Here is a 12,598-nt window from a genome sequence, read left to right as displayed (position 1 = left end):
TTCAAACTGTCCTTTCCTTTATTTCTAATCTAATTATAACATGAAACAGCTTTCATCTCAAATGATTTGAGTGATTTTAATTTTTTTGTTAGAGGTGCCAATGGAGAGTTGGTCACCCGCTTTAATTTCATTGGAAAGGAGTTGTTCACTTAACAGGTCTTCTACTTCCCTTTGAAGCGCTTTTCTTAGAGGACGTGCCCCATATTCTGGATCAAATCCTACTTCGGCAAGGAGTTTAACAGCCGCAGGTGTGAGTTTAATGTGAATATTTTGTTCTGCAAGTCGATTAATAAGAGACTTACTCATAATCTTCACAATTTGCTCGATTTCTTCAGCAGTAAGCGGATGGAAGACAATAGTTTCATCAATTCGGTTTAAAAACTCGGGACGGTAATGCCTTTTTAGCTCCTCCAAAATCCGTGCCTTCATTGCTGCATAATCACCACTTATGTTTTTTGCACCAAAACCGACTGTTTTATCGTCACGAAGCGCCGTTGCTCCTAAATTTGAAGTCATGATAATGATGGTATTTCTGAAGTCCACTTTGCGGCCTTTTGTATCGGTCACAAAGCCATCATCTAGGATTTGCAACATAATATTAAAGACGTCTGGATGGGCTTTTTCAACTTCATCAAGAAGCACAACAGAATAAGGCTTATTACGCACGCGCTCAGTTAGCTGGCCTCCTTCATCGTAACCCACATACCCTGGAGGAGCTCCAATAAGTCGTGATGTCGAGTGTTTTTCCATGAACTCACTCATATCGACCCGGATCATATTGTCCTCACTTCCAAAAACACTATCAGCTAGTGCTTTGGCAAGTTCTGTCTTACCTACCCCAGTAGGACCTAAAAACATGAATGAACCCATTGGACGGCGGCTATCAGCCACGCCTGAACGCGCTCGTCTAATAGCACGAGCAACCGCTGATATCGCTTCATCTTGTCCCACTACACGCTTATGCAATTCTTTTTCAAGATTAATAAGGCGTTCGCTCTCAGTTTTAGTCATTTGGCTGATTGGTACCCCTGTAAGAGTAGAGGCGACGTTAATGACCGCTTGGTCAGTAACTTTTTGTGGCTTTTCTGAGCGCACTGAGAAACGATTGAGAGCCTTTGTTGCTTTCTGAACAAGCGCTTCTTTTTCTCGAGAAGCCGTAATATCTAAATGAACAACTGCCTCTGACAAGTCTTTTTGAGCTTCTTGTACTGCTTTTTCTAACTCTAAACGTTTAGCTTGTTGATTTTTGATTGATATTTTTACCGAAGCTGCTGCTTCATCTAAAAGGTCAATGGCTTTATCTGGCAACTTACGGCTGGTCATATAACGCACACTGAGCATGACGGCGCTTCTGATGGCTTCGTCAGTAAATTGAACATGATGATAAGTTTCAAATTTTTCCCGTAAGCCTTCCAAGATAGCGATTGCCTCATCTGGCGTAGGCTCCTCAACATTCACTCGAGCTAGACGGCGTTCTAATGCTTCATCTTTTTCAATGTATTTTTGATATTCATTATAAGTTGTCGCACCAATCATTTGGAAGTTACCACGAGCCAAGGCGGGCTTGAGAATATTCGCTGCATCGTTGACCGAATCCATTCCTCCGCCTGCTCCAATAATGGTATGTAGCTCATCAATAAAAATAATTACCTCTGGATCATTGCTGACCTCTTCGACAATCGCTGTCAACCGGTCTTCAAACTCTCCACGGAATTTTGTCCCTGCAACAACTGTTGCCATATTAAGTGCCATGATACGACTATTCATCAAACCGACTGGCACTTCACCGTTTACAATTCTTTGGGCTAACCCTTCAATGATCGCTGACTTCCCTACCCCAGGTTCTCCAACTAAGACAGGGTTATTTTTCGTACGACGACTTAAAATGTGAACTAAACGTTCAATTTCAGCCTCCCGACCAATCATCGGATCCAACTTTCCCGCTCGGGCTTCTTCTGTCAAATCAGATGAAACGGAGTCTAAAGTAGGAGTATTCGTTGTTGCTGAAACACGTTTAGCTAAATTTCGCTTAGACATTGGAGTTACAGCCTTTTTAACTTCTGGTGTTTTAAGTCCTGTGCGTTTTTCAAGTTCTTTTCGCACAGAGACGATGTTAATCTTTTGTAATTTCAATAGTTGAAGTGCGAAGCCATCTTCGACTTGTAAAAGAGCGTAAAGGACATGCTCCGTTCCAACAAGCTGCGAGCCATTATGCTTAGCTAAGAGCTGAGCAAGAGTCATTACCTCTTCAGCACGGGGCGAGAAAACAAGTTCGTCGCGCTCACTGGACACATGACTCGATAAGTCTTCCAAGTCAATTAATAAATCAGAGGCATCCACCTTCATAGCCCCTAAGACACTGTAAGCAATTGAGCCTGGAATGGAGGCCATTGCAGCTAAAAGATGCGCACTTTCAATCGCGCCATACTCATATTGATAGGCATATTCTGCTGCCTTTTCTAATATTCTTTCAATCGTTGGGGTATACTCGATATTTTCAAATTTCATCATCACGATCCAATCTATTTATTATGCTTTTCATCATTGTCCCGCGTGTAAAAGGACTGATGGCTCCGTCAGTAAGGATAAGAAGGAGCAGATTACCTTCACGCTCTGTTAGGACCTTTTCATCAAAAAGAAGTTGGATAATATCATGTGCCGCCTTGCTTGATAGATTGGCCGGAACCTTTTGATACAATGCCGTCAAAAATTCATGACGTGCGGAATACTGATATTTAACGATTTTAATGTAGCCGCCGCCACCGCGTTTTGATTCCACATCATACCCTTTTGAGGCTGTAAAACGTGTTTTAATCACATAATTAATCTGACTAGGCACCACATCAAATTGATTGGCCAAGTCCACGCGTTTAATCTCTATCTCCTGAGCTTCTTCAAGCAAGTGTCTCAAATAAGCTTCAATAATATCTGATGTATTTTTTTGAGTAGACATTTCCTTTTCCTTTCCTTTGATCCATTTTCCTAAAATAATCTTTGACTATTACTGACTATTATACCTAAAAATAATAATTTTTACCAAGAATAGCCATTAAAAGTGCGGATAGGACTATCAGTAATAGAGCAGTATTTTCCCTGCGAAACCTGTAAGAAAAGGCTACTGATGAAGCTGTCAGTAACAAAAAAAAGCCCCTTTTGGTGGCTTTTTTAATTTAATCAATCAACATTCACAATCTTAACAGTCATTTCACCAACAGGTAAAGGTACGTTGACTGTATCTCCTACTTTTTTACCAATCAGCACCCGTGCAATCGGTGATTCATTCGAAATTTTCCCAGAGAAAGGATCCGCTTCGGCTGTACCGACGATTTGATAAGACTCTTCTTCTGTATCCCCTACTTCTACAAAAGTAACTTTTTTACCAAGAGCCACTTCATCCTTAGCAATTTTAGCGTTATCTACAATTTCAGCATAGCGAATCATTGTTTCTACAGTTGAAATACGCCCTTCAATGAAAGCTTGCTCATCTTTAGCTGCTTCATACTCAGAGTTTTCAGAAAGGTCGCCATAGCTGCGTGCCACTTTAATCCGATCAATTACTTCTGGACGTTTAACGAGTTTAAGATTCTCAAGTTCATCTTTTAATTTATCAAGACCCTCTTGGGTCATTGGGTATGTTTTTTCCATTTTTTCTTCCTTTTTCTATAAACTTTTTGACCAGCTCAACTGAAAGCAACTTCTTTTGTTCCCTACGGTCGAACTTTTAGGAATTGTCATCTTCACAAAACAAGAGGACGCTGATTATGCATCAACGTTCCTCCTTGTCTTATCCTACAAACAAGTTTGAAGTGATTTCCTAGTTTTTAATTTTATCATTAACATAAGTTTGAACATTTTTATTTTGTTCTTCCAATGTTTTAGCAAAGTAAACCTTACCTGTCGTTACATCAGCAACGAAATAAAGATAATCATTTTGAGCTGGATTTAGCACTGCCTTGATTGAAGATAGACTTGGACTATCTACCGGACCAGGACCAAAGCCAGTATTGGTGTACAAATTATATGGTGAATCAATCGTAGTGTCAATATTCGCATCTTGCTCAAGTGAAGTCTTTTCACCCAGTTTATCCTCAGCATAAAGAACAGAGAGGTTTGAACCTAGTACCATTCCTTGATTCATACGATTGAAGAAGGTAGCTGCCACTTGACGCCGATCATCATCATTATTCGCTTCTTTTTCAACTAATGCAGCCAAACTCAAGACTTCATTAACACTCAATCCTTGCGAAGTGATGGTATCATAATAAGGAGTCAGTTGGGCGTTCATCGCTGCTATCATACTTTCAATCATCGATTCAACTGTCGAAGATTTTGTATAGTCATAAGTTGCAGGATAAAGATAACCTTCAAGCTGATACTTCACGCCTGAATCCTTTGCAGGAAGACTAGCAAACAGTTTCGGATAGGCTTTAACCATTTTGTTGATAAAAGTTTCATCCTGTACGGTTTTCATGAAAGCCGCAGTTGTGAAAGGCGTCTTTGCATTTTTCTCTTGTGAATTTACAGCAATCGCTTTGGAAATTTGCGTTAAGGTATAACCTTCTGGAATGAGCACCTTGCCAAGTGTTGGCGCAACAGGTTTCTCCGTCCCTCCTTCTTCTAATTTAGAAGCGATCGTGGATAAATCCATATCAGGAGAAAGGTTATAATAGCCACTCTTAAATTCCGTATAATTCTTAAACTTTGTGTAGTATTGGAAAATCATCCCATTTTTGATAATGGACTGATTTTGTAAAATTTCACCGATTTGTTTACTGCTAGAGCCAGAAGGGATATTGACTGACTTCATCGTATGGTTTTTGGTGTCTAAGGGTTGCACACCAGATTTTACAAAATTATAACCATACCATCCTGTTCCCCCTATAACCAAGATCAATAAAAGAACAATCACAGCAATAATTTTTCCTGCTGTAACACGCTTTTGTTTCTTTTTCTTTGTCTTTTTCGACGGTTTTGTTTTTTTGGAACCTCGACTTTTCGCACTGGAGGCTGCTTTTTTTCGCTGAGGTGTACGCTCTCTTGTTTCCGCAGTAGTAAATGTTTCTTTTTCAAGCGGTTCACTTGGCCGGCGATGCTCACTTCTTGAAAAAGTCGTCGCTGAAGCTTCGTTTTCTTTTTCTTCCAGAGCTAAAGCTTCTAGTTTTTGCCGTAAAGAACCTGTTTCTTGCGAGACTTTTGACGCCTTAACTTCCTCCTCTAGCGGTTCATCTTCTTCTTCAGGAAAATCAAAAACAGGAAGCTCAAAGGGTTCAAGCTCCACTTTCCTTCGGGTCGCACGAGGGCGCGTCTCTGTAGGCTTATCTTCTGATTTTGGGCGTTCAAATTGACTGACGCGTGGTGCCTCTGTCTCTTCTTTCGCCTGTTGTACAGCATTTTCTTCCAGCTGACGTAAAATCTTTTCTTTAAAACTTTCGCGGGAAAATTCAGCTGTGTCTTTATCCACCAAATCTGTTCTCCTTATGATGTTTGAACTGACGTTCAAGGATTAGCATTTCACTTTTATTTATTGTAACCGTTCTTATGAAATTTTACAAATAATAAGCAAATATTCATAAAAGTGAGGCCCCTCACCTCACTTTTATACTTTTAGTCTTCGTCTGAGTCGTCAGAATCTTCGTCATCATCGTCTTCAACGTCGATTTCAACATCTTCATCTACATTTTCAAGTTCTACTTCAGCAAGTTCAGCATCATAAGCTGCGACGTCATCTTTGTCTTCATCTTCAGCTTCAGCATCATAGGACATATCTTCTTCTGTCTCTTTGCCATTTTCTTCATCTTCTGGATCAATCTCATCTTCGATCCCGAAGACATTAACTTTGCTACGTTTTTTAGCTGGTTTTTCTTCTTCGTCTTCTTCGATTTCATCGAGGGCAATGACTTCCTCGTCGATTTCGTCGATTGCATACCATGAACGTAAGGCCCAAACATTCCCACCCAGTGGAATGAAACTTCCATCAGTATTGATTTCGGTGTAAAAACGTGAAATACTAGCTTTGATTTCGTCGTCTGATTTATTCAGGTAAGTCTGGATTGCTTTGACAATTTCAGCAAATGGCATTTCTTTACCATTTTGCTCTAGCAATGCATGAGCGACTTCAATCATTGAAAGTTCTGAGGTTTGTTGTCCTTCTAAGGCTGTAATTTTCAAGTTCTTGCTCTCTTTTCATATAAAATGTAAGTTCGTTCCATCGAGTCGGGAAATTATGGCATCGCTGACACCTCTTTCTAACTCTCTTTAGCGAACTTCGTTTGCAGAATTTTCTTTTTATAGTTTATATCAAATTTGGCTAGCTGTCAATATTTTATATCGCTTACGCCAAAAAACTTCTGTCAACTTACATGAACTTTTTTACTCCTTCTTTAAAAGCATTTCAAAAAGGAAGTTCTGACAGAAATATTCGTATTATTATAGAATAAAATTAGTAATGCATGAGCACTTTATAGTCGTAATTGCCAATTTTCTCACGACCTTTAAGCTCGTCCAATTCGATGAGAAAAGCGCATCCAACAACAATCCCACCCATCTTTTCGACAAGCTCAATAGTTGCTGCAATAGTCCCACCTGTAGCCAACAAATCATCAACAATAAGCACACGTTGACCTGGTTTAATGCTATCAGCGTGCATCGTTAGCGTATCTGTACCATATTCTTTTTCATAGGTTGCTTCGATGACTTCACGAGGAAGTTTGCCTGGTTTACGCACAGGTGCAAAGCCAACACCTAAGGCAAACGCTACTGGACAACCAATAATAAAACCACGCGCTTCAGGTCCGACAACCATATCGATTTCTTTATCTCTGGCATATTGGACAATTTCAGTAGCTGCATAATTGTAGGCATTACCGTCAGCCATTAAAGGGCTAATATCACGAAAGACTACCCCTTCTTTTGGATAGTTTTCAATGGTTGCAATATAATCTTTTAATTCCATAGTTTTTGTATTACTGACAGAGTTGTCAGTGCTCCTTTTGTAAATTGTAACTGTAAGACGTAATTTTTAAATTTGAAAGTTACTGACAAGCCTGTCAGTAATTTTTTTACAGTCACTTTTCAATTAATTTTTGATAGATTTCTTTAACAGGTGCCAGTGCAAAAAGTTCTTGCATTTTCACAATTTCTTGTAGTTCTTGGTAAATCTTACTTTCTGAAATTTCACGTTTTTCTGCCGTCTTATTCACTGACATAAGGCCATTTTCAATGGTTACAAAGTCAAGTTCTTCAAATATTTTAATCATTTTAATTAATAAAAGATGGGGAATATTTAAATAATCGGCAAGTGACTTCAATTTGTAACGGACATCAAATTCGGGAAATTGATAGATTGCTTTATACAATTTAGCAAACTGTTCACGATTGCCGCCACCTGTTAAATAATAGGTGTCTTCAATCTGATTTTTAAAATAAATCATTTTCAAATTTTGGGCCACCTTCGCTTGAAGGGCTTGCTTTAACGAAGAAAAACCTGCTAAATTTGTAGGTGCCTCCAAAACAACAAGCACATCTTCCATTATATCATGTTTTAGTTCATTTTGAACAAATACACCTGCTTTTTCTGGGAAATTTATTCCCTGGCTGCGTGCATCAATGAGTTCTATACCGACGGCTTTAGCATCTTGTACCATAAGTTGAACAGTAGTATTTCCATTCCAACTATTAGTTGATAAGTTAACCGCAAGCTTTGTATCGACTTGTTCAAATTCTAAAGCTTCAGCACCATGGTTGAAATAAACAGCCTCTACCTGTTGCTTTCCTTGAGTCAAGCGAAGCTTGAGATGACTATTGTCTTTCCCCATGCTCCGGCTTTGCACTACCTTATAATTTTCGACTAAAAAGTATGGTTTAGGGTGATCCATCCCATAAGGAGCCAACTTTTGTAGGCTACGAATTTGTTCTACAGAGAGCGTCTCCAAATCACAGCGTCCAGAAAGTTCAAGCGAGCTTTTAAGCGACATATCAAGATTTTCATGCTCGATATAATCTAACATAGCTTGTTTAAGGGCAGTGACATGATCTAGAGTTAGGGTCATCCCAGCTGCCTGTTTATGCCCCCCAAACGCAATAAAAAGTTCACGATGAGAATTTAAAGCATCAAAAATGTTGAAAGCCTCAATGGAACGAGCGGAGCCTTTTAAAATTTCACCCTCTTTAGCAAGCATGACGACTGGCTTATGCGTCTGCTCCAAAAGACGGCCAGCGACAATCCCTAATACCCCTTTATGCCAATCTTCGTGATAGAGCACTTCGACAGGATCTCCAGTTAACATCGTGACAGCCTGTTGATAAATTTCTTCAACGATTTCCTTGCGCTCACTATTTTTTTGATCAATCATCTTAGCAATCTCATGCGCTTCATCTTCATCCCACCCTGTTAATAATTCAATTGCTGGGTTGGGATCATCTAGCCGTCCTAAAGCATTTAATCGTGGGGCAATTTGAAAACCTACCGTCTCCTCAGTCACTTTATCAAAATCGACACCTGCGTATTGCATCAACTCTTGCAAACCAGCACGCTCTGTTTGTGCTAAAATTTTCAGTCCGTGTGCAACTAAAATACGGTTTTCATCCGTTAAACTTACCATATCAGCAATCGTCCCAATAGCGACAAGATCTAACATTTCACGCGGCACATATTCTAAAAGCGCACAAGCGACTTTAAAGGCAACACCTACTCCTGCCAAAAATTTAAACGGATAAGCGCTCTCTGGATGCTCAGGATGAACAATGGCGTAAGCCTCAGGTAACTGATCAGGCATCGCATGATGATCCGTAATAATTACATCAACACCTTGATTTTGTGCCCAAGCGATGGCTTCATTTCCCGCCACCCCATTATCCACAGTGATAATGAGATCAATGGCTTCGTTATTGATGAAATATTGATAAACTTCGAGATTTGGTCCATAACCATCAGTGAATCTGTTGGGAAGATAAACTTCAACTTCAGCTCCAAGTTCATCTAAAGCTGTTTTCATGACTGATGCAGCGGTCATCCCATCTGCATCATAGTCACCATAAACCAAGATCTTTTGATTAGTTTCAATCGCTTTTAAGATACGTGTGATTGCTTTTTCCATATCATGGAGCAAGAAAGGATCATATAAATCCTCCAGATTTGGACGTAAAAAATGCTCTATTTTCTCAGCATCCCGAATGCCTCGATCATAGAGAATTTTTCCTGTCAGTGTGTCTAATTTTTCTTTTTTAATTAATTTTAAAAACTCATCTGGAAGCGTCCCCTCGGAGAGCATCCATTCATATTTCGTTTGAATCATTAAATTCCTCACCTAGGTTTTATGCTTATTTTATCATATTTTGTCCAAAAGAAAAATCCCAGAGTTGGGAAATCTCTTTTCTTATAATGCCAGACTTTCTCCGATGTATTGTTACTTAGAATACATTTTCCGATTCATCGGACGGACGGAGAAATTGTTTCTCCTCAAAGATATTTTCGCTATCAAAATCAACCATCTCTTTAATAAACGCTTTAAATTTTTCAAACATAGCACCCGCCCTCATTTCCTTTAAGATAAACCCAATTATAGTTGGCTTCTATCAACAGGAACTTAAGCTATTCTTAGCCTAAACTAAAAAACTTGCTTACTTAAAATTAAAAAAACGTGTGGATAAATAGTCAAATAGGCCGGGCATTAGCGCTCTTAGTCTCGAAGCTGTGGATAAAGTCCAGGGCAAATTAATTTCTCGTCTCTTTTTCCCCAAATTTTGCACAATTTTAGTGGCCACTTTCTCTGCAGAAAGAGCGGTTCTCCCCACTTTAGCCAAATAGGCCTGGTTCTCCTTATGAAACTTAGTCCGCACCGGTCCAGTATTTACAGTAGTTACAATCAAGGCTGGATTTTCCATCCGAAGGGCATCAGAAAAAGTTAACAATGCAGCTTTAGAGGCTGCATAAATACTTGATTTGGCAGTCGGAAGTTTCCCTGAAATTGATGCGATATTAACCAATTGTCTTTGGGGGGTTAATTGTCGCGTCAGCTGAATAGGTAAGAGGGTATTAATTACAAATTGTTCTGTCACCTCAGCATCTGTCTGTGACATCAAAGGTTTAAATATCCCAAATCCAGCATTATTAATCAAAATATCTACAGGTCCGACTTCTTCTTTATTTAGTAACTCATCGGTTGTAAACAAGGTAACGTGCGTCAAATGACCATAAAGCTCCGAAAGGGCCTCTTTGCGCCGGGAAACTAATATCAGATGGTCATCAGGTAACTGTTTGACTATTTCCTGAGCAATGTCTCCTGTCGCACCGGTAATTACAATTGTCCTAGTCAATTTTTTCCTCATATAAATCTTTTACCACAAAAGCATTGCCATGTACAGCTTGGGCTTCTCTTGCCAACTGCCCTACTAACGGCCCCACATAACGTGCACTGATATGGGTCAATAATAAACGTTTGACCTGTGCTTCTACAGCAACTTCAGCCGCCTGTTTTGAAGTCGAGTGACCGTGGGCACGTGCCATCTTACTTTCAACCGCACCATAAGTTGCCTCATGAACTAAAAGATCTGCTTGCCACGCTAAGCGCGTTGCTGCATTGGTCTTTCGCGTATCCCCTAAAATCGTGACAATTTTTCCTTTTTTATCAGGTCCGATAAAATCTTGCGGATTAAAAACAGTCCCGTCGTACTCCACAGCTTGACCTTTTTTAATCTTGCCAAAAAGTGGTCCAAAAGGAAGCCCTGCATCCTTTAAGGCTTGAGCATCAAGTTCTCCTACACGATCTTTTTCAACGACACGATAGCCAAGGCAAAAGATTGTATGATCTAGCAGATCGGTATAGACTTCAAAACTATCATCCTCAAAAACCTTGCCTGCTTGTGAAATTTCATGAAAATGTATTTTATAACCTAAGCGTGAACCAGATAGTTTCAAACTCATTAAAACATACTCTTTAATGCCTACTGGGCCAAAGAGATCAAGATCTGTTTGCTCGTCACTACTTTGAAAGCTTCGACTGGATAGAAAGCCTGCTAAACCAAAAATGTGATCGCCGTGCAGGTGAGTAATAAAAATTTTCGTAATTTTACGCGGTTTAATCGGCGTATTCAATATCTGATGTTGCGTTGCTTCACCACAGTCAAAAAGCCAGATTTCATTGCGTTCATCAAGCATTTTTAGGGCGATCGCTTGAGTTTGACGGGATTTTGAAGGTTGCCCCGCACCTGTTCCCAAAAATTGAATTTCCATGAGACCTCCATGTCTTCTATGCTTTCTTAGCTATCGTACTTTTTTGTTAATCTCTAATAAAAAAGAGTTTTAAGGAAAGCAAGAAAAAATTGTGAGTTCCCCCACAATCCTTATCCTATAATTTAGTGACCCGTGCTGGGCTCGAACCAGCGACCCTTTGATTAAAAGTCAAATGCTCTACCAACTGAGCTAACGAGTCATTTTCAAAAGTGTTGACCGAACACCAATTTGTCAACTGACAAATATGCGTCCGGAGGGAATCGAACCCCCATCGCAAGAACCGGAATCTTGCGTGATATCCATTACACTACGGACGCGGATGTTGATTACCCAACCATCTTATTTTACCGAAATTCTAAAAAAAATGCAAGAGTAAACTCAGCTAAAAAATAAAAAGGCTATCCATTTGGATAGTCTTTTGTTTAATTTTTGGTAGCTTTGATAGAAGACATAATTTTAGTGCGCAAATCTTCGGCACCTTCTGCGCCACCCGGTAGGAAAATTGTGGAATTCCCCCGATCCGCAAATTGGTTGAGCGTGTCTAAATATTGGTTAGTGAGGAGGATGGACATGATTTGTTCTTCATCCAAAGCAACACCTAAGTTTTTAATTTCAGTGATTTGTTGGGCCAAACCATCTACGATTGCTTTACGTTGTTCAGCAATACCTACCCCATGCAATCGATCTTTTTCAGCTTCAGCTTCAGCTGCTGTGACAATTTTAATCTTATCTGCATTGGCTAACATTTGTGCAGCGTCACGTTTCCGTTGAGCAGCGTTAATCTCATTCATAGACTGTTTGACTTCTTGATCTGGTTCCACTCGTGTAATCAAAGTTTTAACAATGATGTACCCATAAGTTTCCATTTCTTCTGCGACTTGGTGTTGTACCTCTAATGCAATTTCATCTTTTTTCTCAAAAACTTCATCAAGTGTTAGCTTGGGTACTGCAGAACGCAATGCATCTTCAATATAAGATTTAATTTGTTCGCCAGGGTTCATGAGTTTATAGTAAGCATCTTTAATACTGTTTTCGTTCACACGGTACTGCGTTGCAATGTTCATTGTTACAAAAACATTGTCACTGGTCTTTGTTTCTACTGTCATTTCAGTTTGTAACAAACGCAATTGAATGCGCGCTGCAATTCGATCAATCCCCCAAGGCATTTTCAAATGAAAACCTGGCCCAGCTGTGGATTGATATTTACCAAAACGTTCCACCAAAGCAACCGTTTGCTGTTTGACCACAAACACAATTGTACTTAGGCTAAAGATGAGAATGAGTAAAATAATGGCTAGAATAACCACAGGAAATAATAAGATAGACATGAGAACTCCTCCTTTTTCTCTTCATAAATTACTGACAACT

Annotated in this window: 10 protein-coding genes and 2 tRNA genes; all 12 read right to left on the bottom strand. The window is 39.6% G+C overall.

Annotated features, from left to right (window positions below):
- Positions 1-57 precede the first annotated feature (57 nt).
- The gene (locus JW886_RS03725) at positions 58-2,508 is read right to left on the bottom strand and encodes an ATP-dependent Clp protease ATP-binding subunit (protein ID WP_075524513.1); all 2,451 of its coding nucleotides are present in this window, start codon (positions 2,506-2,508) and stop codon (positions 58-60) included.
- Entirely contained in the window at positions 2,498-2,953 is a 456-nt protein-coding gene (locus JW886_RS03720) for a CtsR family transcriptional regulator (protein ID WP_075524480.1), read from the bottom strand. Before JW886_RS03720 ends, JW886_RS03725 begins: the two co-directional genes overlap by 11 nt.
- 221 nt (positions 2,954-3,174) lie before the next feature.
- Positions 3,175-3,645, bottom strand: coding sequence for a transcription elongation factor GreA (gene greA / locus JW886_RS03715; protein ID WP_075524479.1), 471 nt, complete (start codon positions 3,643-3,645; stop codon positions 3,175-3,177).
- A gap of 169 nt (positions 3,646-3,814) precedes the next feature.
- Complete coding sequence (mltG, locus tag JW886_RS03710) at positions 3,815-5,464, bottom strand: endolytic transglycosylase MltG (protein WP_205872339.1); 1,650 nt, start codon at positions 5,462-5,464, stop codon at positions 3,815-3,817.
- Between the two features lie 140 nt (positions 5,465-5,604).
- On the bottom strand, positions 5,605-6,168 hold the full coding sequence (gene rpoE / locus JW886_RS03705; RefSeq protein ID WP_205872338.1) for a DNA-directed RNA polymerase subunit delta: 564 nt from the start codon (positions 6,166-6,168) through the stop codon (positions 5,605-5,607).
- Positions 6,169-6,439: 271 nt separating this feature from the next.
- Positions 6,440-6,952 (bottom strand): adenine phosphoribosyltransferase, encoded by a 513-nt coding sequence (locus JW886_RS03700; protein ID WP_075524476.1) that lies wholly within the window; start codon positions 6,950-6,952, stop codon positions 6,440-6,442.
- A 112-nt stretch (positions 6,953-7,064) separates the two neighbouring features.
- The gene (recJ, locus tag JW886_RS03695; RefSeq protein WP_205872337.1) at positions 7,065-9,293 is read right to left on the bottom strand and encodes a single-stranded-DNA-specific exonuclease RecJ; all 2,229 of its coding nucleotides are present in this window, start codon (positions 9,291-9,293) and stop codon (positions 7,065-7,067) included.
- Between the two features lie 325 nt (positions 9,294-9,618).
- The gene (locus JW886_RS03690) at positions 9,619-10,314 is read right to left on the bottom strand and encodes an SDR family NAD(P)-dependent oxidoreductase (protein ID WP_205872478.1); all 696 of its coding nucleotides are present in this window, start codon (positions 10,312-10,314) and stop codon (positions 9,619-9,621) included.
- Entirely contained in the window at positions 10,307-11,230 is a 924-nt protein-coding gene (rnz, locus tag JW886_RS03685) for a ribonuclease Z (protein WP_205872336.1), read from the bottom strand. Before rnz ends, JW886_RS03690 begins: the two co-directional genes overlap by 8 nt.
- A gap of 126 nt (positions 11,231-11,356) precedes the next feature.
- Positions 11,357-11,429 (bottom strand) — tRNA-Lys (locus JW886_RS03680).
- Positions 11,430-11,475: 46 nt separating this feature from the next.
- A tRNA-Arg gene (locus JW886_RS03675) sits at positions 11,476-11,547 on the bottom strand.
- Between the two features lie 105 nt (positions 11,548-11,652).
- Positions 11,653-12,558, bottom strand: coding sequence for an SPFH domain-containing protein (locus tag JW886_RS03670; RefSeq protein ID WP_196756702.1), 906 nt, complete (start codon positions 12,556-12,558; stop codon positions 11,653-11,655).
- Positions 12,559-12,598: the final 40 nt, after the last annotated feature.

The sequence above is a fragment of the Lactococcus taiwanensis genome, from assembly GCF_017068355.1.
In the GTDB taxonomy this organism is placed as follows: Bacteria; Bacillota; Bacilli; order Lactobacillales; family Streptococcaceae; genus Lactococcus; species Lactococcus taiwanensis.
This window is presented reverse-complemented; position numbering and strand designations above follow the sequence as displayed.

Excerpts from the sequence above, each read along its gene's own strand:
- JW886_RS03725 (WP_075524513.1), bottom strand. The coding sequence starts at position 2,508 with ATGAAATTTGAAAATATCGAGTATACCCCAACGATTGAAAGAATATTA.
- greA (WP_075524479.1), bottom strand. The coding sequence starts at position 3,645 with ATGGAAAAAACATACCCAATGACCCAAGAGGGTCTTGATAAATTAAAA.
- JW886_RS03700 (WP_075524476.1), bottom strand. The coding sequence starts at position 6,952 with ATGGAATTAAAAGATTATATTGCAACCATTGAAAACTATCCAAAAGAA.
- JW886_RS03670 (WP_196756702.1), bottom strand. The coding sequence starts at position 12,558 with ATGTCTATCTTATTATTTCCTGTGGTTATTCTAGCCATTATTTTACTC.
- rnz (WP_205872336.1), bottom strand. The coding sequence starts at position 11,230 with ATGGAAATTCAATTTTTGGGAACAGGTGCGGGGCAACCTTCAAAATCC.
- JW886_RS03720 (WP_075524480.1), bottom strand. The coding sequence starts at position 2,953 with ATGTCTACTCAAAAAAATACATCAGATATTATTGAAGCTTATTTGAGA.
- recJ (WP_205872337.1), bottom strand. The coding sequence starts at position 9,293 with ATGATTCAAACGAAATATGAATGGATGCTCTCCGAGGGGACGCTTCCA.